The organism is Pseudomonas sp. TE3552 (assembly GCF_056278945.1).
The window spans coordinates 429,762-454,363 of sequence record NZ_JBWBQJ010000001.1; the positions used below are offsets into that span (position 1 = coordinate 429,762).

A 24,602-nucleotide genomic window follows, 5' to 3' on the forward strand; every position below is an offset into this window, starting at 1 on the left:
TCCCTGTGGGAGCGGGCTTGCTCGCGAAGAAGCCGGTGCATCCGATAAATATTTTGCGGCTGGTATACCGCTTTCGCGAGCAAGCCCGCTCCCACAATGGGTTTTGTGGTGTTGGAAAAAAAACGGCCGGGTCATCTGGGGGATGACCCGGCCGTGTCTGGAGAGGGTTGTGCTTACTGCACTTCCACCGCCAGGCTTTCACTGATCTTTTTCTGCCAGATGGCAGGACCGGTGATGTGTACCGACTCGCCCTTGCTGTCGACCGCAACGGTCACAGGCATGTCTTTGACGTCGAACTCGTAGATCGCTTCCATGCCCAGTTCGGCGAACGCCACCACGCGGGATTTCTTGATGGCTTGCGCCACCAGGTAAGCCGCGCCGCCGACAGCCATCAGGTAAACGGCTTTGTGGTCCTTGATCGCTTCGATCGCGGTAGGCCCGCGCTCGGATTTGCCGATCATGCCCAACAGGCCGGTTTGCTCGAGGATCTGACGGGTGAACTTGTCCATCCGCGTCGCGGTGGTCGGACCGGCAGGGCCAACCACTTCTTCGCGTACCGGATCAACCGGGCCAACGTAGTAGATGAAGCGACCCTTGAGGTCCACCGGCAGGGTTTCACCCTTGTTCAGCATCTCGACCATGCGCTTGTGCGCCGCGTCGCGACCGGTGAGCATTTTGCCGTTGAGCAGGACGGTTTCGCCCGGCTTCCAGCTCTGCACTTCTTCCGGGGTCAGCGTGTCGAGGTTGACGCGACGGGCCGATGGGCCGGCTTCCCAGACGATTTCCGGGTAAGCGTCCAGTGGTGGCGCTTCCAGCGAGGCCGGGCCGGAACCGTCGAGCACGAAGTGCGCGTGACGGGTGGCGGCGCAGTTCGGGATCATGCACACCGGCAGGGATGCGGCGTGGGTCGGGTAATCCATGATCTTCACGTCGAGCACGGTGGTCAGGCCACCCAGGCCCTGGGCGCCGATGCCCAGTTGGTTGACCTTCTCGAACAGCTCCAGGCGCATCTCTTCGATACGGTTCTGCGGGCCCCGTGCTTTAAGCTCGTGAATGTCGATGGATTCCATCAACACTTCCTTGGCCATGACGGCGGCTTTCTCGGCGGTGCCGCCGATGCCGATGCCGAGCATGCCCGGTGGGCACCAGCCGGCGCCCATTTCCGGAACGGTCTTGAGTACCCAGTCAACGATCGAGTCGGACGGGTTGAGCATGGCCATTTTCGACTTGTTCTCGGAACCGCCACCCTTGGCTGCCACGTCCACTTCCACGGTGTTACCCGGAACGATGGAGTAGTGGATAACGGCCGGGGTGTTGTCCTTGGTGTTTTTGCGAGCGCCCGCCGGGTCGGCGAGGATCGAGGCACGCAGGACGTTTTCCGGCAGGTTGTAAGCCCGGCGTACGCCTTCGTTGATCATGTCGTCCAGGCCCATAGTGGCGCCATCCCAACGCACGTCCATGCCCACGCGCACGAACACGGTAACGATACCGGTGTCCTGGCAGATCGGGCGGTGGCCGGTAGCGCACATGCGCGAGTTGATCAGGATCTGCGCCATGGAATCGCGGGCTGCCGGCGATTCTTCACGCAGGTAGGCCTCGTGCATCGCCTGGATGAAGTCAACGGGGTGGTAGTAGGAAATGAACTGCAGGGCGTCGGCAACGCTCTGAATCAGGTCGTCTTGCTTGATCACGGTCATGAGTCGCGCTCCTCTAAAAGACGGGAACATTCAATAAGGTGCTTGCAGCTTGGGTGCATCGGTCGGTTGCAAGCACCTTTCAAGGCACGCCGGGCATGCTGGCGCGACGCTAAAAAGGCGCGGCAGTATACCGCGCCTCGCACGCGGGCACATCCGTTGACAGTCAAACGTTGGTCGCATACCGCCCACAGATGAATATGGGCGCAGGGCTTTTGTGGCGAGGGGGCTTGCCCCCGTTGGAGTGCGAAGCGCTCCCCGGCATTCTTTCAGGTACACACATACCGCATTGGCAGATTTTACGACTGCTGCGCAGCCGAACGGGGGCAAGCCCCCTCACCACAGGATTTCCTTGAGTCCGGGCCATGGCTTTGACGCCAGTTTTTTGCCCCTAAAATTGAATGGTTATTTATCAGGCTCGCCACTAAAGTGGCATTCGGCTTGTAGAGTGGGACACTCTGATAGCCTCCTTACGCACGGTGAATCAACGATTGACCCATAACGCCATCCAGCGGCTTTTGCTCAAGCGCTTTGCCCTTGCAGCCGGCACTTACGCCCTGGCTTTGCTGCTGCTGTGGCTGGCGTTTTTTACCGGCCATTACGATGACTCCATCGACGGCATGGTCATCGGCAGCGGGTTGGTGGTGATCAGCCAGGCGGCGTTGTTCGCGGTGTTTTCCAGTGGCCGTAACCTGCGTTTTCCCGACCCCAGCCTGACCGAAGTGCAAATACTGCTGGGGCTGGGGTGGCAAACCTGGTTGATCGCCCACCTGGACGAGGCGCGCGGCGCGTTTCTGGTTTTTTACCTGCTGATTCTATTGTTCGGGCTGTTTCATCTTTCGTGCACCGCCTTCGTGCGGTGCGCGTTGCTGGTGTTTTTCAGTTTCAGCGCCATCACGTTGTGGGAGGGCTACCACTTTCAGCTAGCCGACCCGACGCAGGCCCTGTTGCAGGTGTGCGTGCTGTTTGTGGTACTCGGCTGGCTGGTGCTTTACGCCCGTTACGTCCAGATGTCGCGCCAGCGTATGCGTCAGCGGCGGTTTGCCTTGCAGGCGCATCAGGACACCCTGCGCGGGATGATGCGCCAGCTCGAAGGTTTGGTGGCGACCGATGAACTCACCGGGCTGTTCAACCGCCGGCATTTCCTGCGCCTGGCCTCCCGCGAATTGAACGCCATGGAAGTTGGTGTGATACATGGGCTGGCGCTGATCGACCTCGACCACTTCAAACGCATCAACGATGTTCACGGTCACGCCGCCGGCGATCAGGTGCTGCAAGCGTTTGCCGGAGTGGCCACCGCCTGCCTGCGCGATGGCGATATTCTGGCCCGCTATGGCGGTGAAGAGTTTGTGGTGCTGTTGCCCGATTGCGATGCCGAACGCCTGACGGCGTGTTGTGAGCGGTTGCGCATTGCCTTCATGGACGTTGAATTGGTCGGCCTGGATGTGGCCCACCTCAGCCTGTCGGCGGGTATGACCTTGTTGGAACTTGGCGACGATCTGGACGATGCCTTGCACCGCGCCGATCAGGCGCTGTACCGCGCCAAGCGTGATGGCCGCAACCGTTGCGCGGCGGCCTGGGAGAATGTCGATGCCTGAGTTACGGGTCGGCGAACGCCAATGGACGGTGGCGGCGGGGAGTAACCTGCTCGATGCCTTGAATCAGAACGGCGTGTCGGTGCCCTATAGCTGCCGCGCCGGTAGTTGCCATGCGTGCCTGGTTAAATGTGTCGAGGGCTTGCCCAGCGACAGCCGTCCCGATGCCTTGAGCCATGAGCAGCGTCAGCAGGGTTGGCGGCTGGCCTGTCAGTGCCAGGTGGTCGATGATCTGCAAGTCGAAACCTTTGACCCGCTGCGTGATGGGCTTGCCGCTCAAGTGGCCGCCAGCGATTGGCTGAGCGCCAGCGTTTTGCGTTTACGCCTGACGAGTGAGCGACCGTTGCGCTATCAGGCGGGGCAGCATCTGGTGTTGTGGGCGGGCCAGATTGCGCGGCCGTATTCCCTGGCCAGCCTGCCGCAAGAAGATCGATTTCTGGAGTTCCACCTCGATTGCCGTCAGCCCGGGGAGTTCAGTGATTCGGCACGCCAGTTGAAAATCGGCGATCCGATCCGCCTCGGCGAGCTGCGCGGCGGGGCGTTGCATTACGACCCGGACTGGCACACCCGACCGTTGTGGTTATTGGCGGCCGGCACCGGTCTGGGGCCGTTGTTCGGTATCTTGCGCGAAGCGTTGCGTCAGGATCACCAGGGCGCCATCCGTGTCATTCACCTGGCCCATGATGCGGGTGAGCATTATCTGGCCAAACCCCTGCAAGCCATGGCCGCCAGCCGTGAAAACCTTAGCGTCGAGCTGTGGACGGCGGCCGAGTTGCCCGCGGCTTTGGCACAACTGCGCCTTGTTTCGCGGCAAACCCTGGCCTTAGTCTGCGGGGCCCCCGACAGCGTCGACGCCTTTGCCCGGCGCCTGTACCTGGCGGGTTTGCCGCGCAATCAACTGCTGGCGGATGTCTTTCTACCCCGTGGTTGAGCGCTGATATCTGTGGCGAGCGAGCTTGCTGTGGCGAGAGGGCTTGCCCCCGTTGGGCTGCGAAGCGGCCCCTAAAAACAGACGCCACCTCGGTGTATCAGACAAACCGAGCGTGCCGGTTTTACGACTGCTTCGCAGCCGAACGGGGGCAAGCCCCCTCGCCACAGTTGATCCTCTCTCAGATCAGGACTCACCATGCCCGATACCATCCAGTTTGAACGCGAGCGCGGCCTGCTGACCCTGCGCATCAATCGCCCCGAGAAGAAAAACGCCCTGACGCGTGCCATGTACAGCCAACTGGCGGAGGGTTTGCGTCTTGCCGACAGCGACCCCGAAATCAATGCGGTGCTGATCACCGGTAGCGTTGAGTGCTTCACCGCTGGCAACGACATCTTTGATTTCCTCCAGCAACCCCCGAGCATCCTCGACAGCCCGGTGTACCACTTCATGCTCAATTTGCTCGAGTGCCGCAAACCGGTCATCGCCGCCGTGGCCGGCGCGGCGGTGGGGATCGGCACGACGATGCTGCTGCATTGCGATCTGGTTTACGTCAGCACCGACGCCCGGTTGCGCATGCCATTCGTCAACCTCGGGTTATGCCCTGAGTTCGGCTCCAGCCTGATCCTGCCGCGAATGCTCGGGCATGCCAAAGCGGCGGAGCTGTTGTTGCTGGGCGAAGGGTTCAGTGGTGAACAGGCTGCCGCGTGGGGGATAGCGACCGAAGCGCTGGGCAGTGGCGAAGCGGTGTTGGCCAAGGCGCGGGAGATGGCGTTGCGTTTCGAGTCGTTGCCGGCGGAGGCGGTGCGCATCAGCAAGCAATTGATGAAAGCGCCGGATCGGGAACAGATACGCAAAGTGATAGAAGAAGAGGGCGCGTTGTTCACCCAGCGGCTGCGTTCGCCGGAAGCGATGATGGCGTTGTCGGGGTTTATCAATAGGAACTAAATGTGTGGAGATCGGGCTGACGCAATCGCGAGCAGGCCCGCCCAGGCAACACAACTTTCGGCTCAGAAACCAAAAAGCCCCGCCATTCACATGGCGGGGCTTTTGTTTTTCAGCGAGCGATCACTCAGACCTGCGGGTCGCCCACGTGCAGGATCTTCATGCCGTTGGTGCCGCCGGTGGTGTGGTAGCTATCGCCCTTGGTCAGGATGACCCAGTCGCCTTTCTCGACCACGCCGCGCTTGACCAGCTCGTCGATCGCCTTTTGGCTGACTTCGTTCGGCGCCAGCGAAGCCGGATCGAACGGGATGGTGTACACGCCACGGAACATTGCCGCGCGAGCCTGGGCTTCGCGGTGCGGGGTGAACGCGTAGATCGGCACCGAGGAACGGATGCGCGACATGATCAACGGCGTGTAGCCACTTTCGGTCAACGCGATAATCGCCTTCACGCCCGGGAAGTGGTTGGCGGTGTACATGGCCGCCAGCGCGATGCTCTGGTCACAGCTTTCGAAGACCTTGCCAATGCGGTGGCTGGAGGTCTTGCTGGTCGGGTGCTTTTCAGCGCCGATGCAGATGCGCGCCATGGCTTGCACGGCTTCGAGCGGATACAGACCGGCGGCACTTTCGGCCGAGAGCATCACGGCGTCGGTGTAGTCGAGTACGGCGTTGGCTACGTCGGAGACTTCGGCGCGGGTCGGCATCGGGTTCTGGATCATCGACTCCATCATCTGGGTCGCAACGATCACCGCTTTGTTGTGGCGGCGCGCATGCAGAATGATTTTCTTCTGGATGCCCACCAGCTCGGCGTCGCCGATTTCCACACCCAAGTCACCACGGGCAACCATCACCGCGTCGGAGGCCTTGATCAGGCCGTCGAGGGTTTCGTCGTCGGCTACGGCTTCGGCGCGTTCAATCTTCGCCACCAGCCAGGCAGTACCGCCGGCCTCGTCGCGCAGTTGACGGGCGTATTCCATGTCGGCGGCGTCACGCGGGAAGGACACCGCAAGGTAGTCGACTTCCATTTCCGCAGCGAGCTTGATGTCGGCCTTGTCTTTCTCGGTCAGGGCCGGTGCGGTCAGGCCGCCACCGCGACGGTTGATGCCTTTGTGGTCCGACAGCGGGCCGCCGATGGTCACGGTGCAATGCAGCTCGGTGGCGGTGGCGGTATCGACGCGCATCACCACGCGGCCGTCGTCGAGCAGCAGCTCGTCGCCCACGCCGCAGTCTTTCACCAGGTCCGGGTAGTCGATGCCGACCACTTGCTGGTTGCCTTCGGTCAACGGATGGCTGGTGGAGAAGGTGAACTGGTCACCGATCTTCAGCTCGATCTTCTTGTTGGCGAATTTGGCGATACGGATTTTCGGGCCTTGCAGGTCACCCAGCAGGGCGACGAAGCGGCCGTGCTTGGCAGCCAGGTCACGCACCAGCTTCGCGCGAGCCTTGTGCTCGTCGGGGGTGCCGTGGGAGAAGTTCAGACGGGCGACGTCCAGGCCAGCCAGAATCAGCTGTTCGAGAACTTCCGGCGAGTTACTGGCCGGGCCAAGGGTAGCGACGATTTTGGTACGACGGACGGACATGCAAAGACTCCTGAGTTCAAGCGCTAGCAGAGGCTACTATGGTCTTTGGGTGTAGTCATTGTTCGTTTGCACTACTTATTAGTTTCTTTATTGAACGCGACAATCGGCACAAACCGTCCTGAAGATTTCCGCCCAAGGGTCGATACAGAGCTCAAGACAGGAGATCCCCCATGCGATTCGTGCTCATTGCCGCCCTTGCCATTAGTGCCCTCAGTGTCACGGGCTGCACCCGTTGGTCGATGAACCATCATTTGAATAATGCCTACAGCGCCTACGAACGCGGCAACTGCGAGCAGGTGATGCTCGAACTGTCCAAGGTCGAGCGCGACAGCCATGCACGGCCTTATGTTTGGCCGGAAGTGTCGATGATGCGCGGCCAGTGCCTGGAGCGCCAAAAGCTGTTTATCGATGCGGCGCAGACTTATCAGTTCATCATCGCGTCCTACCCGCAAAGCGAATACGCCTACCGCGCCCGTGCCCGCCTGGAAACCTTGCAGAGCCTGGGGGGAGGCCATTACCCGACCCGCAGTGCGGCGGTGGTGCGTCCGACTCAGTTCTGATTGTCATGCGACAGCGGTGAGCTATAGTCCAATGGATCGGTTTAGAGCCTTGCCTCTAATTCGAGGTAACACCTGTGATCGGCAGCAGTAAGCGACAGCGGTTGGAAGGACTGTCGCACCAGGATCGGGGAGAGCGCGGCTGATGCCTATAAAACAATAGAGCAGGCCCGTTCCGAAGTATTGGTGCGGCCCTGATTAAGGGCCTTGCGTAGCGAAATCAGCATGTTCACTGACCGCCGGATCGAGCGGCATCAACTGCCGTATTTTCTGAAAGTGTTCAACAGCGTCACTGACAAGCCCATCGGCTTTCTGGGTAATCTGTCCGAGGACGGGCTGATGTTGATCAGCCAGTTGCCGATGATGGTGGGCGCCGATTTTAATCTGCGCCTGAAAATCCCCATGGATGGCCATTGTCAGCAGGTGATCGACCTCAATGCCTGCTGCCTGTGGTGCCACGAAGACGCAACCCCCCACCACTATGACGCCGGCTTCAGCCTGCAACGGGCACCGCCGGAATATGGGCAATTGGTGGAGGCGTTGAAGCAGTACTTCAGTTTTCAGCCGTTGCCTGCCTCTGCTTGAAGGCTGCGGCACTTTCACTATTGCCATCGCGGGCAAGCCCGCGATGGTGTCAGGCCAGACGGCCAATACTTAAAGGCTAGGCCGGCTTAATCGCCCGCTCGATATCCAGCGACCGCTCCGCCAGCATCAACCCCATCTCGCTCATCTGATAAATCGCCATCGCCAGATGCCGCTGTTTGTCTTCCAGGCTGTCCGCCAGGTCCAGCAGCAGAATGCTCACCGAAGAAAAGGTTTCATAGGTCTGGATGATGAGGGCTTCGGGGTTTGCATCAGGTACGACGGTGAACATTTTCATGGCACGGTCCTGGGATGAACACAGCGATTCGATGGCGGGTTTGAGGTAGTGGTCGAGGGCCTTTTCGGCGGCGGCGTGGAGCTTTTTTGAATCGAGGGAGGCGTAGGGGGAAACCGGGTCGGTTTCGGGTGGATTGGGTGTTGCTTTGAACATATTCGCGATTCCTTATTGGGGCTACCACCGTCTCGCGACTAAACGAGGGGTGGCGGCTGGACGCAGGTTAGTCGACCGGAGGAATCACGAAAAACCGGCGCGCCCGAGGGCGCCCTGCGAACAGCCACCATCAAGTGCGGGGATAGGGAATACCCGACTGGATGACGCTTATACACATTCGTGAAACCTCCGGGCGACTAAACCCGATCGCTGATTGGCAGCGACGCGGACCAAGTTACGGGGCATGACCAAAGTGCACAAGCCGGCGGATTCTGGCGGATCTGTAGGCAGCGGCGCAAGGTCGTGTAGTCACTTGCCAAACTTTGTAGGAACCGAAGACGCCGGGGTGGGGCGTTACCGTTCGTCTGAACTGTCAGTTTTTACAGGTATCCGGCGATCTTTTTTCAGACGTTAATTAACTCCATTGATTTGCAACTAATACTTCTCACTGGAGTGCTCAATCATGGAAGACCAAGACCAAGACCAAGACCAAGACCAAGACCAAGACCAAGACCAAGACCAAGACCAAGACCAAGACCAAGACCAAGACCAAGACCAGGACCAGGCAGACCAACTGTATCAAATGGAGCAACCAGATCAGCCAAGGCTTGACTACTTGCCTTTTGTTACACCTGGAGAGGGGCATGTTGTTGCTCGTACTGGAAGGGAGTTTGTGGCGCGAACATTTAACCAAAGCGCTAATCTCGCAGAGGTGCACTTCTACGATGCAAACAGTTATATGTATCTACGACTAACAACTACACCCGACAATCCTCTCCGATTCATGCCGAACTTTGATCCACCTCTGCGGTTAGGCAGGAACGCCATCCATTACAGGTACCGGGTTAATACTTGGTGGACCGGGTGGTACGACACGGGATGGTTTTATGTAATACAACCGCCGGTTATTACTTATCCCTCAGCAACTTATAATGAGGTGCCTTCTCCTGATCCCTTGATTAAGGGCAGGGGAGAGCCTGGTGCCAAGGTAAAACTCATTCGTGCCAGTGACGATGTTGCGCTAAGTGCGGAAGGCACTGTGCCTGCATCTGGTGAATGGGCGCTAAGGTTTACTCGTCCATTGGAGGGAACAGAACATACTATCTCGGTTTGGGAGACGGTAACGGGGCGGGGAGGATGGGCTCGTGCCGAGAATCGTCATTTTCGAGTGCATACGACCGTTATCACTTCGCCGATCGCGAACGCTGTAGTACCGAGCCATGAGGTAGTCTTTAAGGGGGATGGTATGCCCGGCTCCTCCCTCAATGTAGTAAGAGCAGACGATCACTCGGTTGGTCTGACGGCTCCAGTTGAATTGACAACAAACACTTGGGAGGCCCCATTAAAAACAAGCGTTGTACTGCCGAGTGGTCCACTGACCGTTGCGGCTCAATATACATATCCGGAAATCCCATCCGGTTATTCGCCCCCTCTCACCTTTCGCGTATTAGGCATCCCGGCGATCACTTCTCCTGCGGCTAATACTGTACAAGACCAGCAGTTCACCTTATCCGGTAACAATGGACTGGCCAATGCGCAGGTCGAAGTATTTCGAGACCAGATGGTTGTTGCGGTAGGCCGGGGCACCGTGCAGTCGAACGGAACCTGGAGCGCATCCGTGACGCTCCCCGTGGGGTTTGTATTGCTAGTCACAAAGCAAACAATGAGTGGGATTGAAACGTCGCGCAGCAGCCCTCACGCCTTCAAAATCCGCCCCCCCAGGTTGACAGAAATCGGTGTGACCTTCCCAACCGATAACATCGTGAGGTTCGCAGGTGGCGGCTATCCCGGCGCCCTCATTGAAGTTTGGTACAAGGCCGACATAGGTCACGGCCACGCTCAGTGGACGGGCAGAGTCAGCAAGAACGGTGAATGGAGGATCGAAGTCACAAGTTGGGCATCGGGCGGTTATGTGATGTCGGTATTGCAGAAAGTCTCCGATGGCAGCGGTGGCTGGATCTCCTCCGAATGGTCCGATGATGTTCTTGTTGAGGTACCGATCAGGACGGATGGAGCACAAAGCGCTGCCACGGATGATCCCAAGGAACGGGACCCCATACAAAATGTCCCGTTGGTTATCTATCCGGCATATGGTCAGGAAATCAAAGGTCCTCCGGTTTATGTCGGTGGAACCGGAGTCTATGGCATCAATGCAATGGTGGAGGTCATTGAAATAGTCAACGGCAATCGGGTGCTGGTGGGGTGGGGGATGACCAACGCGGCGCTTTGGAGTGCGAGATGTAACTTTAGTCAGAGCAGTGGAGAGAAGACCTTCATTGTAAAATATACCAACTCTGAGCTCGAAAGTGGTCGCCATACCTTTACGTATGAGTACGATCCAATCTCGGGCGACCCGCCCACCATCGACACTCATGAGAGTGGCGATTATGTCGACATGAATGTTCTGATTGGAGGTGACGGGAGGTATTTGGCCACTGTGCGGGCCTATCGGGATGGAGCGGAGGAGTCTTTAGGCAGTTCCGTCGTGGGCTATGTCGGAAGTGATCCCGGCCCGGCCCCTGATCGCTGGAGGATGCAACTCTCCAATCTTCCCGCTGGCAATTTCACCCTTACGGCTAAACAGACAAACATGGTGGGCGGCACTTCGCCGCGTTGTGAGCCGGTGATGCTCAAAGTGCGGCCACCCGCGCTGACAAGCATCATCATAGCCTTTCCAGCCGATAGCACCGTGACGTTCCTGGGCAGCGGCTATCCCGGCGCCAAGGTCGAGATCACTATCGTCAGCGGCCCGAGTGGAGCGACGCCGCCCCCTGTTGTCGATGTGGTCAACGGCGGTTGGGAAACGACCGCAACGGACTGGTTTTTTGGCGACTACATCCTGAGCGTCGTACAAAGTGTTGTCGACCTTGCCGGTGGCAGGATTGCGTCGCACGAGTATCGGTTTCCCGTCACTGTCTCGCTATTACCGCCTACCGAAGTGGTCCATACCGCGGACTATACACCCACCTTCTCCGGCAAGGGCTCTACCGGGGCGACTGTTCTCGTGACGGATCGCGAGGAGCAAACTCCGATTGCGCCCCCTGTTGCGGTCCGCAACGGGGTATGGTCGAGCCGTGCGTCGAGCGAGTGGGGGCCGACCTGGCAGCGCCTTGTCCGCGTCGTGCAGCAGAGGGGTGATTTAACATCGGACCCCGTTGACATGACGGTGACCATCGCACCATTGGCGCCGGTCATCACCCGTCTTGAAGATAACGGATTCTCACCTCGTATTTTCGGCACTTGCTGGCCTGGGGCTGTCGTTAACCTCAAGTACAGCGATAGCGACATCGTGCATCATCCTTCTGGTGCCACTGGCAGTTGGGACTTTCGCCGTGAAACTGACTTTTCACAAGGTGTTATCCATACAGTCACCGTAACCCAGACCACCGCGCAGCAAACTTCACTGTCGGCATCCGAAACATTCACGGTGCAAAAGCCACTCCTCAAACCGGTGATTACTCGCCCTTTGTCAGACGAGGAAGTGGGGCGCGACTTGATTGTTCAAGGAAAGGACGGCATCGCGGGTGCAACAGTGCAGCTGTGGGACGCCCAATTTGGCAGTCCTCTGGGCGAGCCCGTGCTGCTGTCCCGTTACGGCGCCTGGTCAGTGGAACTCAAGGGGCTGGCGTTTCGTCCGGAAACCGGGGACACCTATACCATTGACGCGGTGCAGGTGCTCGATGGGCGGGAATCCGACCGTAGCGACCCTCGCACTTTTAAAGTAGTGCTGTTACCACCGCAGATCGAGGTGCCACAGCCGGGAAGTGATCAGCCGCGGACCTCGATCATTTCAGGTTCTGCCATGCCGGGTGGCAGGGTCAACGTCTGGCTACAGGGCAGCTCCGAGCCTTTGCTGAGCGATCTTTTGGTTGACGACAGTGGTTACTGGGAGGGCGCGATAACCTTACCGGTGGGGGTGAAATTCATCTGGGCCACGCAAACCTTTGCCGACCATCAATCCACAGAAAGCCCTCCGCTGACCTACAACATTGTCCCCGCTGCACCGTTTATCGAAACCCCGGCTGAAGACGAAAGCGCAGGGCAGCAAGTGGTGGTGTCAGGGTTTGGCTACGCAGGGGATACGGTAACGGTCAGGCTTGAGGATGCGCCGGACTTGGTTCTTGGGCAGGCCACGGTGCTTGAAGACCGGAGCTGGTCAGTGTCGGTCATGATCGATCGCCCCGGCGGCAGTCATCGATTGATTGCCGTGCAATCGCGCGACGGCTTCGACTCCGCCCGGTCACCTGAGCGATCGATTCGGGTGGGCGCCTACCTGCCGCAGATTGACGTACCGGCCGAGGGTGCCCGGGTCACTGACCCGGTGCTGTTCGAGGGGCAAGGCCAGCCCGGCGTGGGTGAAGTGACGGTTTGGTTCAATCCTGATCAGGTGTTGGCCGATGCCGTGGGGATCGCTAACGGCGTTTGGCGGGCGACGTCCCGATATGCGCTGCGACCGGGCGGCCAATGGGTCCGGTTTCATCAGAACCTTCTTGCGGGTGGGAAATCGGTCTGGGCCGAAACCAAGCGCTTTGAGGTCGGCCCACCTGAACCTTCCCGTAAATAGCCTTCTTGCGCTTCCGACAAACGGTCGGCGCTACTGTCATTTATGACAGTAGACGCCGGCCCTGAGGCAGCGTCAAATCCGAGCGACGGGTTGTACAGATCAGGCGCCTCCTGGCTGTTCAACGATGCGTAACTGCCAGAAGGAGCTCCAGCATGGCGGCCAACCAGAATCGACCTTCCCTGCAAATGTTCGAGCAAGTGTTCCCAGCGCAGCGGAGTAAAGAGTATTCATCGTTGAAGCACTACCTGGAGGACGGCAGATCGGTTTTCCCTCTGGTGGAAAAAGGTGTGCCGGGGCTGGTGGCTGATTTCGGCCTGACCCCCGCCGACGCACAGCGCTTTTTGCAGCGTGCGAATGCGCTGGCGATCTATGTGCGCCGTCAGTTTATCGAACAGCGGCTATACGGCGCTGATACAGAGGCTGCCAAGCCTTCCAGCGGGCTTTTGTCAATCGTCGAAGGGCCGAGTTTCGAGGGCTTGTTCAACGTTCTATTCGGCAGACTATGCCCCCCCGATGCACTGGAGTCAGTGGCTTCACCGGTGGCTTATCTGGTGGACCTGATGAAGTGGATAAGCGACCGGATCGAGTCAGTTCCGGGTGACGGCGTAAAACCGAAAATGCCGCTGAACGCACGCCGTACAGACCTTGCGCGGCTCCCCATCGACTTCAATGCCGTGCATCAAGCGGTGTCTGCGGTGGACATCATCCTTGCGAAGCTGGAAACGTTCATCAAGGACCACAGCGATGAGCCTGACGACTTCGACGTCAACGAGGCCATGAGCACTGCTCGATACCCCAACGGGCTTCCCTATTACCAGGCTTGGGTGACGCTGGATTACGTGGCCCGGCAAAACACGCTGTCGGTGGGGGATGTGACGCGGGCCGTGGATCAGGCCTTTCCCTATTTTCTGCAACCCGAGGCCTGGGCCGCCGAGGGGGGGCGGGCGATGCTCCATGCCTCCCGGTTGGGGCCTTATCAACGGGAGTTGTTGACTGAGGATCCATTTGATAGTGATGACAGGGAAGGGTTCTATTGGCTGAATTTTGGCACCGACGCTGAAGGTCTGGACTGGCAGAACATCAGTCAAGTGCCGTTCTTCTGCGAACGAACAAAACTTGATGCCTTGCAGCTTGAGGCGTTGCTGTCGCTTCGAAGCTTCGCTCCGGTGCGGTCTGCCAATGCGCTTCCCGTCGATGGCGCACCAAGCGGTGCGCAGTCCGGTTCTGTCTACCTGAATGCGGGCAGCACGCCCGCTGTCGACATTGATTACCTTACTGACGAGAACCTGCGTCGGTTGTCAGTGTTTCCCGAAGAGGCCGCCCAATACGACCGAATGAACCGCAAACTGCGGCTGGACCAGTGGATGGGACTGCCACCCGAGCAGGTGGACGGGTTGCTGGTCGCGGCGATCCATGCCCAGGTGCGGGCTCAGATACCCGACCATCCGTGGTGGATCTCGGACCACACCGTACAAGCGCTCGGTTTGTTTCAAGAGTTGCGCGAGCGCTATGACTGCACGGCTGAGGACTTCTCGGTGTTTGTCGATGCGCTGTCGATTTTCGGACGCGGTGATATGCCCTCACAGTTTGACCGGGTCTTCAATGCCCAGACGACCTTTCAGCCCCCGTTGATACTGGATGGAGGTGAATTCCCGGTGTTCCCGGTCGCCAGTGCAGAAGAACTGACCATCAAGCAACTGTGCAGCGGGTTGGGTATTGACCTGAAGACTTACAGTTATCTGGCACTGACGATTGCCCAGGCCCATGGCCGGGAAGATACCCTGCTTCGTAACCTGGCCATTGTTTCGAGCTTTTACCGCCTGGTGAAACTGCCCCGCATGCTGGGCATGACGCCGATAGAGGGGCTTGTGCTGCTCACGACGCTGGGAGGTGAAACCTGGCTCAAGGCGTTGGCCGGTGTCCCGATAATCGGGCAGAACTACATCACTCCTGTAGTGCAGCCGGATGTGCTGAACATCATCCACGCCATGGAGTCCTGCGTGAGTTGGTGCCGTGAGCGTGAATTGCCGGTGCTGTGGATGGTGCAGCAGGTGTCGCCGATCGTGGCGTCAGCCACGGCGTCGACGAATGAGCAACAGTTGTTCGAAAAACTGCGAAGCTTGCTGCCGGCGACGCTGTTTTCCGATAACGCATTGCTGATGGCCGGTGTTCCACCGCTGGCAGGCGGGGCGGCCTGGCTGGACCTTCTGACATCGCTGGTTGACAGCAACGGCTTGGTGATCACGCAGTGGCCACAGGACGAGCTCGACTACCCGGTATTCGCGCGTGAACGACTCCATACGGCAGTCAGGGAGGGGCTTGGTGAAGATGACGAGGCGTTGCGTGCGCCTGTCGTTGAGAAAATGCTCGCCGTTCTCCTGCAGATCAGAGCGGGCCAGGTGTCGGTGGTCAAGGAGAGCCTGGCGATCTATGCCGGTGTCACGTCCGAGCTGGCGATACCCGTACTCACGTGGGCGAACGGTACGGTTTATAGCGTGCTCAAACAGGCGCTCGAGCGAGCCGATGACACCGCGAACGGGCGTTGGCGGAACGGGGAGAACGACGAGCGGTTCCTCGCGCTGCTGGCGGATGTGCGGCGACGCAGTGCCGTGGTGCTGAAGCTGGACCTGAGTGTGGAACTGCTGGAGGACTACTTGGCCTACGGTCATCTCGACTGGTTTGACGGCATCGACAAACACGCCTTCTCATTGCCGATTCTGTATTACCTGACGGTGCTCACCCGCGCGTTCAGGTTGAGCGAACAGTCATCGACACAATTGCTCGACTACCTGCGTGAGGTCAACGCACTGCCAGAGTCCCTGACAGGGGATGCTTTGGAACTGGTCCGGGAAACAGCGGCGATCAGGCTGGCCACTTTTTTCAACTGGAGCGTCCAGGAAGTACGCGAATGCGCCAGTCGGATCAACGCGCAGCACGTTATTCGAAACCTCAAGGAGCTGGATCTGATGCTTCGGGTTCGGGTGCTGGCCGCCCGTACCCACATGGATGCTGAAACCCTGTTCCTGATGGGGACGCTCCCGGCGACGCTCGACAGAGCGGTTTACCGCACGGCGGCCGAGCATGCGGTGCTGAGCCTTTACGAATCGCGAGTGCCACTTATACCGGCTGGCGATGAAGCCCTGAAACAATCGACGCAGGTCACCATCGCAGTGAATCGCACCGAGTTGGTGGCTAAAAAAGCGGGAGAAAAAGCCACATTCACGGTGACCGTCAAAAATGCCTCAGGGCGCGCAATTTCTCACGCTCAATCAGCTCGAACTGGACCTCAAATACGTGCGCCTGAACTCGTTGTTCGGGCCAGAACTGGTGCAGCGCGCCAATATTTCGGTCGACGCCGTGCTGGACTGGAGTACCCAGTTTCTGGAAGAGCCGGGGCCAACGACGGGTGACATCGACGAACCGAACGGCGCGTTCAATGGCGCCAACGGGCTGTTCTTCTGGGAACTGTTTTTCCACCTGCCGCACCTGGTGGCTTCGCGCCTGAGCGCGGAAAACCGTTTTCTGGAGGCGCAACAGTGGCTGCACTATCTTTTCGATCCCCAGGCCCCGGAGGTCGTTCCGAATCCCCCTGGTCCCGAGAATCCGCCCAAACCCCGTTACTGGCGGTGCCGGCCGTTGATGAGTGCCGGTAACCTGGGGTGCGAGACGCAAACGCCGACCGACCCGGATGCCATCGGTTACTCGGTCCCCCGGCATTTCCGGATCGTTGCCTACATCGAGTATGTGAAAAACCTGATGGCCTGGGGCGATTGGTACTATCGCCAGCTCACCCGTGACAGCCTGGTGGCGGCCAAGTTGTGTTATGTGCAAGCCGAGTTTTTAATGGGCAAGGCGCCCACCGGCAGAGCCATCAACGACTGGCAGACGACCACCCTCGGTGAACTGCTGGGGGCGGCTTCAACCCGGCCCGCGTTGGAGCAGTTCGAAAAAAATCTTGATTTCACCCTGGCGGACTTCCCTGCCAGCGCCCCGACCATGCCCGCGCTGGGCATGCTCGCCGTCCAACAGTTCAATTTTCCGATCAATGAACAGTTGCTAGACCTGTACGCGTTGCCCGGTCGGCGTCTGCAAAACCTGCGCAATAATCTGACCCTCGACGGTAAACCGATGGACATTCCATTGTTCAGCCCGCCGACGGATCCCAATCAGCTACTGCGTGATCTGGCAGCCGGTGGCACCGGCTCGCCACGCCCGATGGGTGGGCAGTTGGTGGTGGTGGCGTTTCGCTGGAGGGTCATGTTCGAGGCTGCGCTGCGTGCGGTGCAGACGTTGCAAGAGTATGGCAATCAGGTCTTGCGCCTGCTCGAACAGCGGGATCGGGCCGAGGTGGAGGAGCTGCAACACAATCATTTGGTGGAGTTGGGGGCGTATGCCCAGACTGTACACGAACAGACCATCGCGCAGATGCAAGCAAGCGTGACCGCCCTGGAGCAGAGCAAGTTGGCGGCGCAGGAGCGGGCCGAGGCGTATGCGCTCAGGTATGAGCGCAATGTCAGCGACGTTGAATACGACGTGTTGGAACAAATACTTCAGGCAAAACAAATGAGCCTTGCCTCCCAAGGCATCAAGACCGGTGGCGCGGCGGTTGCCGCGGCGCCTAACATCTTTGGTATGGCTACCGGTGGCCATGATTTGGCGGAACTGGCATACGCGATTGTGTATGGGTTGGAACTCGCGTCATCGGCGCTGCTGATGGACGCGGAAAAAAGCTCGACCACTGAAGCCTACCGTCGGCGTCGCGAAGAATGGGCATTGCAACGCGATCAGGCCCTGGCCGAGGTTCGCGTGATCGACGAGCAACTCATTGCGCAGCGTTACGCGGTAGACGCGGCCAACGCCAGCCTGGCGCAAACGTTGCGGGCCAATAGCCAGGCGCTGACGCTCTACACCTTCATGAAGAAGCGTGCGACCAACGCCGAGCTGTTCGGCTGGTTGCTGGGGCAACTCAAGGCGCTCCATTATCAGGCCTATGACGCGGTCGTCGGTTTGTGCATCAGTGCCCAGGCCGCACTGAGCGCGGAAACCGGTGAGTACGATTCGCAGATTCCACTGCCACAGGTCTGGCTGGACAATCGCCATGGTCTGACGGCAGGCGAGCACTTGCGGGGCTACTTGTTGCGCATGGAGCGGGAGTACCTGCATCGTCATGAGCGGCGCCTGGAACTGGTCAAGCCCATCTCCCTGCGGCAGTTGTTCGATGACGGCCGGCAAGTGGGGTTCGACAGCTGGCAGGGGGCGCTCGATTCGCTTCAGGACACCGGCACTCTGGAGTTCGGGCTCACCCAACTGCTCTTTGACCGCGACCACCCGGGGCACTACTGCCGACAGATCAGTTCGGTGGAAGTGGACCTGCCAGTGCTGACAGGCCCGTACGAGAATGTGAAGGCCACCCTGCTGCAAGTCAGCAGTACGACGGCCACCAAGGCAACGGCTCGTTCGGTGGAGTACCTGTACGCTCCTGGCAACGCGGTAGCACCGGTCGATGTGCGATTCAACTTGCGCAGTGGCCAGCAAATCGCTTTGTCGATGGGGATCGCAGACACCGGTATGGCGGCAATGAAGCCTGATGAAGGTTTGCTCAACCCCTTCGAATGCACGGGGGCGGTGTCGCGCTGGACGTTGAATTTCCCGTGGCCGGGCAGGCAACCGCAAAAGGCCATGCTGGCGTCGCTGACGGACATCATCGTGCGTGTTCGCTACACGGCCAGGGTCGGCGATCCAACGTTCACGCGAAAAGTCGAGGAGTTGGTCAAGAGTGTCGTTCCGGATGAGCCCTCCGCGTTGGATGAATCGCCGACACGCGCGGGCAAAACGGACGGACAAGGGAGCAGGCAGTCATGAGTGCACCGGTTATTCAGGCCAATACGAGCCTGGTACGCAATGGCGATTTTCGTGAGGGGCTTACTCAATGGATCAAGGGACCGATCAATCCGAGTTGGCTCGGTACTGAAAGCGATAGCTATGAGGGCACAACGATTCGGTATTTGGTCGCCGGGAATGAATCATCGGTGAGCCAACTGATCGACGTACCCAAAGACTTTCGCCCAGACGCTCGTTATGTTCTCAGTTTTCTCTACGAAACGAGGCACCCCGATGCTGGCAGGCTGGTGATCAACATTGAAGGGGAAACGGAGGAGTTAGTGATCGCGCTTCCGCCTGGCAATCGGCGCGATAGTCGGGAGGATCAGGCGCGTCTTGCGGCGGGGCTTCCATTGGAATTCAGGCCAATCAGGCACGAAGTCGAACTGACACTGCCACTCGAAAGACACCACAAGATCCGCGTCAGTGTGTTCAGCCCACAAAATGATCCCAATGACTATGTGTCGATGGTGTGTATCACCCGCATCCAGGTTCTTCTGCATCTGGGGCCGTTGGCACTGCAGCAGCTGATCCTGGACGGCCAATTACTGCCACCAGCGCGTCCGTTGTACCTGTGTCTGGGGGCTTCCGGAAGTCTTCAGCACAGCCTTGGATTCGAACCTGTTCCGGACAATGCCTGGCTGGACACCCAGGCCGCACTGACCAGCGAAGACAATCCGCTGGATGCCATTGTCACGACGCCAAGGCTGGGTGAGGACCATCCGCTGGACAGCGAATGGTTGATGGATTGCCCGCTGATCGACGGGGACGGCCCTCATCTGTTCTCGCTGACGCTGTTCAACCAGTACACTGCCGAGGCCTATCCGGTCCCTGTTTCGCTGGGACATCACCGGCTGGCGTTCCGTGAAGTCCGAGAGGCCGCCTACTACCCGGTTTTCGAGTACGGACAAGGTGTCCGGCTGGGTGTTCAGGTGGTGTCGCACTACACCGGTCAGGCGCTCAGCGGACTGACCGTGAACTGGGGACTTCAGGGCCAGCAGCCGAAAAAATTCGTGGTCACCGATAACGAAGGTTGGGCCTGGTTCGATTTTCAGCCAGCGAGTGCTGATCTGTTTGTTATAGAAGCATCGGTCCAGAGTCTGTATTACGCCAGCGGCAGGCTTACTCAAGCGCTGAACGTCTGGGTGCTGGCGACAGATCCCTGGAAGGACGTGATGGCCGTTGTCGATGGCATCGAAGCGCTGTGGGCCGAGATGACCGGCTATCCCAATCGTGGTTCCCGGTATCCCGTTGTTCTGAAGTTTCCTGATGACAGCCCGTTGCGAGGCTCTGATTTGTGGCTGCAGTCGGAGGGCGATTCCCTGGATCAACTGGGGGTGACAGTGAGTCCCGCGCTTGACGAGCCGGTGCCGGTTATTGATAGCGCCCCGGTCTGGATGCTGGAGTGTGAGGATCACCTCGACGGCAGGTTCGACCTGTCGCTGGGCTGCTCGAAACTGTTGCTGGCTTCGGGCAAAAAACCAATGTCACTGGCGCGCAACGAGGTCAGGATCGGCGGGGTGCAGGAAGCGAACAAATTTCCGATCGTCGATGAAAACGAAAGTGTGCTGTTGCGGGTACAGGTGGTGCACGTCGGGTCAGGCGACCCGGTGATCAATGCGTTGGTCGATTGGGTGGGGCCTGATGGAACAGTGTCCACCGTCACCGGTGCCGGTGGCTGGGCCAACGGTTGGTATACCCCGCGCAACGCTGGGGATCAGGTCATCATCGCCAGCGTCAAGGCCCACCCAGACGCACTTGCGGTTGAGCGGTCTTTCAATGTGAAGGCTCTGGCAAACAGTCCCTGGAGAACCGAGGTCAAAATCTTTCTCGATGATGTCGAGGTCGACCGGGTTGCGCTGGGCGTGCTCTGTTGGCGTGGCCAACTCCATACCTTGAAGGTCGAGCCTGTAGCTGGCAGCCAGTTGATCGGAAAGTCCATGATTCTGAACTGGCGCGGTACTGCCCCGGCTATCGGGCTGGTGCCGAGTGACCTTGGCGTGCCGAGGCCACTACCGTCAGGTGGTCTGGAATGGACGTTCAGTTCACAGATGGCTACCAGTGTCAGCAGCCTGTTCGAGCTTGAACTGCACAGTGATGCGCTTTCCTCCCCTCGGGAGTTGTTCGGGCGATTGATCTCCCCGGATCTGGCCGACGAAATGAGCGTGGTGCTGGATCAGATACCGGCAACGATAGGCAATCAGACGCTCTATCCATGCCTGGGGGCGCTTCACCGTTTCTATGTCTTGCCCCATGCACTGAGTCCATTGAGCGGACTGCAGGTCATTCTGCACTGGTCAGGGACGCCGCCCGCAGAGTTGGGGGCAACCGTCGACCCTGAGTTGAACGCTCCTCAGGTCATCAGCGACGGTGGCGCACTCTGGTGCCTGGACTTCAAATTCAGTGAACAAAATGGTCGGTTTTCTCTGGCTGTGGAGCTGCCTCAACTGGGGTGGACGTCCACGGTCAACGAGATGGAGCTGGGGCACTATAAACTCAGGATCGAGGCGTTGCGCGGGGCGGCGGTGGACCCGGTCGCCGGGCAGGATCTTGCCTGGATGTGGGTGCAAGTGTTTTCCGCTTTCACCGGGCAACCGGTCCAGCACGCCCCCGTGTCTTGGACGGCCACGGGGGCGGCAAGCATCGTGGAAACTGATGCAGATGGGTGGGCCGGTTATGGCTTTGCGCCGTCAGTCGCACAGCAGTATGACGTCGATGCGCTCGTCGTCAGCCCCTATGACGGCTATCAGGACACACGCTCCACGGCAGTCACCGCACTGGCGAGTGATCCGTGGGAGGGGCTGATGGTGAGTTTTGATCAGCAATCGCCTCAGCCCTGGGGTGCGAAGACGTATTTCCCTCGACGCAAGGGTGAGCACCTGATCGAGCTGTCGGCGCAGGAGGGCAGTCCGCTGTTTGATCAGGACTTGACGCTCGGGCTGACAGGCACGGGACCTGGCGAACTGGGTGTCAGTTTTGTACCGGCCGCCCTTGGGATACCGCAATGGTTCTCCAGCGTGGGGTTGCGTTACACGGTCAAGGGCGGTGATCTGAAGGATGGGAGTTTTGCGTTGCGCCTATCGGCTTCCAGGCTGGCCAAGTTGTCGCCGGCCAATGCGATGTCACTGGGTGAAGGTTCGCAGGTGGTGAAAATCATAGCGAGCAATCGTGCTCACCTGGTGCTTGACTGGGAGCAGGAACTTTATGAACAGGTGACGGTGGTCTCGGTCATCAGCGGCAAGCCGATGCGCCATTTGACCGTGACCTGGCGCAGCCCCGATCTGGGGATAGTGATCTCCCGAACCGATTACTATGGTGTGGCGAAAATTCGCTTCACACCGCTGACCCCTGGGGCGGCCGAGCTGACGGTGACGGCGGGGGATGAGTGGTACTCGGAGGCAATTTCGCTGCCGTTTACCGTGAACGAACCTCGGAAAATACAGGCGCTGGTCAGCCCGCAGTCAAGCGGTTATCCAGGGAAGGAGGTCTCGGCGACGGCGACCGTGGTTTCTGCCAGGACAGGCGAACCGCTGTCGGGCGTGGAAGTGATGTGGAAGCTCGCAGGCGTATCACTTGCACCGACGATGACAGGCACTGATGGCGTGGCGACGGTCTGGTTCAAGCTTCCCATGAACAGCGATGCGTTGATGGCCAGTGTGCGGGGGGGCGTTGGCGGGTGGGATGTGGCGCAGTTGTTGATTACGGTGTTGGCGGATGAGCCTGTTCTTGAATACATCAACAGTGATACCCCGACGATTCGTCTGGGTGACGACGTGATCGCATGGGTGAAAGTGGTGGGCCGCAATGGCGGTGCTGAAATGGAGAATGTTGAGGTTACCTGGCGTTTTCCAGATCAGGTGTTGCTGCCTTCGTCATCCGATAAAAATGGAATCGCAAGCGTCACGTTCAAGCCTGACAAGCTTGGAACCTACGACCTTACTGCCACGCTGGAGAGCAGTAACCCGAGTTCCGTTGCACGGGTCACCATCATGGAAGCGTGGCATGGCGAGATAACGGAGCTAAATCCTTCGGGCGGAAATTATTACCCTATTGGGGGTTATCCAACGGTTCGAGCCATTGTTGCTTCCAAATTTACTCAGCAGCCTGCGCAAGGAATAGAAGTGTTTTGGTTTAGAAATGGAAATTCGGCGGCACCGGCGACACACACCAATCTGGATGGTTTGACTAGCAAAAACTTTGGGCCTCTCGCCGCTGGAGAGACACGTATTCGTGCTCAGGTGAGGGATCCGCAGGGCAATGTTCTCAGTGAAAAATACTGTGACCTGATCGCTATGAATCGCCCTTGGCCAGTGAGTCAATGATGGTTTCGTGAATGAGGCTGTGATCGAAGATGGCGGTGATGAGCTGAGTCTCTGGTGTTTTGTCATGAAGTCTCTCTAAAACACCCCAGCCCGCTTCCAACTCAAATACTGCGTCACCAACGCCGTGCCCAGTTCACTGGGCTGGGCATCCAGCACCGGCACTCCATGAGCGCTCAACTGCTCATGGAGTTCGGCTCGCGCGTTCAAATAATCCACCGTGCCGCAATACGTCAGGGCTTCAGGCAAGGTTTGCACGGGGGCGTGGCGCAAGTGGTCGAGCACCTCTTCGCGCAGGCTGACCACCAGCACTCGATGTTGACGGCCCAGGCGTTTGACGGCGGTGAGCAGTTCTTCGTCGTCTTCGTCTCGCAGGTTGGTGACCAGTACCACCAGTGCCCGGCGTTTTTGTCGGGCCAGCAGCTGGTTGATGGCGGCTGGGTAATCGACAGGGCGTTGTGTGCTGGCCAGGTCGTAGACGGTGTTGAGCAACACGTTGAGCTGGTCTGTGCCCTTGACCGGAGCGAGGTAGCGTGGCGAGTCGCCGGCGAAGGTACACAGGCCCACCGCGTCACCTTGACGTAGCGCGACGTAACTGAGCAGCAGGCAGGCGTTGAGTGCATGGTCGAAATGCGACAGTTCACCGTCCTGGCTGCGCATGCGCCGGCCGCAGTCGAGCAGGAACATGATCTGTTGATCGCGTTCGTCCTGGTACTCCCGGGCAATTGGCGTGCGTTGGCGCGCGGTGGCTTTCCAGTCGATCTGACGCAGGCTGTCGCCTTCTCTGAATTCCCGTAACTGGTGAAATTCCAGACCCAGACCACGACGTTGACGCTGACGTACGCCGAGTTGACTGAGCCAGTTGTCCACCGCCAACAGTTGGCCGCCGTAGAGGTGGGCGAAGTCGGGGTAGACGCGGGTGTGGTGAGTCAGGTTCAGAATGCGTTTGTCGAGCCACAGACCCAACGGACTTGGCAGGCGGATTTCGCAGTGTGCAAAGGTGAAATGGCCGCGTTTGAGGGGGCGTAGCCGATAGCCTATGTGGCTGCGCTGGCCGGGTTGCAGCTCGACTGGCAGTGGCAGGTTTTCGAAACTCAGGCCGCCCGGCACGTGGTCGAAGAGCTGAATGCTCAAGGGCTGGGCAAGATCATGCTCGACCTCCAGCCGTACTTCGCCCCATCGACCAAGCGCCAGACTGCCGGGCATCTGCCGTTGCACACGAGGCGAGGGCAGTCGTTTGAGGCGGACGGCGTCGAGTATCGCCAGGGCCAGCAGCGCCAGGAGCAATCCCCAGTTGATCGATAACAGGCTGGATGGAATGGCGATGTCCAAGGCTCGCAACGTGCCCAGCACGATGCCGATGGCCAGCAGGGCCGCGAGCCAGATCAGTAGCAGGCGCGTGGGTTTCATCGTGTCGCGGCTCTCTGGCAAGGATTGCATTCAAAAGTCTGGAACAGTACCTCTGTGGCGAGCGGGCTTGCCCGCGTTCGGCTGCGAAGCAGTCGTAA

Annotated in this window: 13 protein-coding genes; 9 read left to right on the forward strand and 4 right to left on the reverse strand. The window is 59.2% G+C overall.

Translation table 11 applies throughout. The features are described from left to right. Positions 1–173: 173 nt before the first annotated feature. Positions 174–1,697, reverse strand: coding sequence for a fumarate hydratase (locus ACZ9BB_RS01850; protein ID WP_095632211.1), 1,524 nt, complete (start codon positions 1,695–1,697; stop codon positions 174–176). Positions 1,698–2,185: 488 nt separating this feature from the next. Here ACZ9BB_RS01850 and ACZ9BB_RS01855 point away from each other — a divergent pair, with 488 nt between their 5' ends. The 3 genes from ACZ9BB_RS01855 (at position 2,186) to ACZ9BB_RS01865 (ending at position 5,165) form a co-directional block, all read left to right on the forward strand. After that, positions 2,186–3,292: a GGDEF domain-containing protein gene (locus tag ACZ9BB_RS01855; protein ID WP_476212296.1), complete on the forward strand. Its 1,107-nt coding sequence runs from the start codon at positions 2,186–2,188 to the stop codon at positions 3,290–3,292. Then, the gene (locus tag ACZ9BB_RS01860; RefSeq protein WP_476212297.1) at positions 3,285–4,220 is read left to right on the forward strand and encodes an iron-sulfur-binding ferredoxin reductase; all 936 of its coding nucleotides are present in this window, start codon (positions 3,285–3,287) and stop codon (positions 4,218–4,220) included. Before ACZ9BB_RS01855 ends, ACZ9BB_RS01860 begins: the two co-directional genes overlap by 8 nt. A gap of 195 nt (positions 4,221–4,415) precedes the next feature. Beyond that, the gene (locus tag ACZ9BB_RS01865; RefSeq protein ID WP_476212298.1) at positions 4,416–5,165 is read left to right on the forward strand and encodes an enoyl-CoA hydratase-related protein; all 750 of its coding nucleotides are present in this window, start codon (positions 4,416–4,418) and stop codon (positions 5,163–5,165) included. A 124-nt stretch (positions 5,166–5,289) separates the two neighbouring features. Here the strand turns inward: ACZ9BB_RS01865 and pyk are convergent, their stop codons facing one another. Next, on the reverse strand, positions 5,290–6,741 hold the full coding sequence (gene pyk, locus ACZ9BB_RS01870; protein WP_476212299.1) for a pyruvate kinase: 1,452 nt from the start codon (positions 6,739–6,741) through the stop codon (positions 5,290–5,292). Between the two features lie 170 nt (positions 6,742–6,911). On the opposite strand from pyk, the gene ACZ9BB_RS01875 reads away from it, so the two are divergent. Together ACZ9BB_RS01875 and ACZ9BB_RS01880 are read left to right on the forward strand one after the other, a co-directional pair. Continuing rightward, on the forward strand, positions 6,912–7,301 hold the full coding sequence (locus tag ACZ9BB_RS01875; protein ID WP_476212300.1) for a tetratricopeptide repeat protein: 390 nt from the start codon (positions 6,912–6,914) through the stop codon (positions 7,299–7,301). A gap of 222 nt (positions 7,302–7,523) precedes the next feature. Beyond that, complete coding sequence (locus ACZ9BB_RS01880; RefSeq protein WP_192343845.1) at positions 7,524–7,883, forward strand: PilZ domain-containing protein; 360 nt, start codon at positions 7,524–7,526, stop codon at positions 7,881–7,883. A gap of 76 nt (positions 7,884–7,959) precedes the next feature. Here the strand turns inward: ACZ9BB_RS01880 and ACZ9BB_RS01885 are convergent, their stop codons facing one another. Next, positions 7,960–8,331 (reverse strand): DUF6124 family protein, encoded by a 372-nt coding sequence (locus tag ACZ9BB_RS01885; protein ID WP_476212301.1) that lies wholly within the window; start codon positions 8,329–8,331, stop codon positions 7,960–7,962. Positions 8,332–8,794: 463 nt separating this feature from the next. On the opposite strand from ACZ9BB_RS01885, the gene ACZ9BB_RS01890 reads away from it, so the two are divergent. From ACZ9BB_RS01890 to ACZ9BB_RS01905, 4 genes are all read left to right on the forward strand, one after another. Then, entirely contained in the window at positions 8,795–12,895 is a 4,101-nt protein-coding gene (locus ACZ9BB_RS01890; RefSeq protein WP_476212302.1) for a hypothetical protein, read from the forward strand. Positions 12,896–13,047: 152 nt separating this feature from the next. Beyond that, positions 13,048–16,305: a Tc toxin subunit A gene (locus ACZ9BB_RS01895; RefSeq protein WP_476212303.1), complete on the forward strand. Its 3,258-nt coding sequence runs from the start codon at positions 13,048–13,050 to the stop codon at positions 16,303–16,305. 1,303 nt (positions 16,306–17,608) lie between these two features. Further along, positions 17,609–18,757 (forward strand): Tc toxin subunit A-related protein, encoded by a 1,149-nt coding sequence (locus ACZ9BB_RS01900; protein ID WP_476218169.1) that lies wholly within the window; start codon positions 17,609–17,611, stop codon positions 18,755–18,757. After that, positions 18,754–23,097 carry an Ig-like domain-containing protein gene (locus tag ACZ9BB_RS01905; protein ID WP_476212304.1) on the forward strand — a complete coding sequence of 1,448 codons (4,344 nt, stop codon included), beginning with the start codon at positions 18,754–18,756 and terminating at the stop codon, positions 23,095–23,097. Before ACZ9BB_RS01900 ends, ACZ9BB_RS01905 begins: the two co-directional genes overlap by 4 nt. 75 nt (positions 23,098–23,172) lie before the next feature. On the opposite strand, the gene ACZ9BB_RS01910 is transcribed toward ACZ9BB_RS01905, so the two are convergent. Further along, on the reverse strand, positions 23,173–24,504 hold the full coding sequence (locus tag ACZ9BB_RS01910; RefSeq protein WP_476212305.1) for a DUF58 domain-containing protein: 1,332 nt from the start codon (positions 24,502–24,504) through the stop codon (positions 23,173–23,175). Between the last annotated feature and the right edge of the window lie 98 nt (positions 24,505–24,602).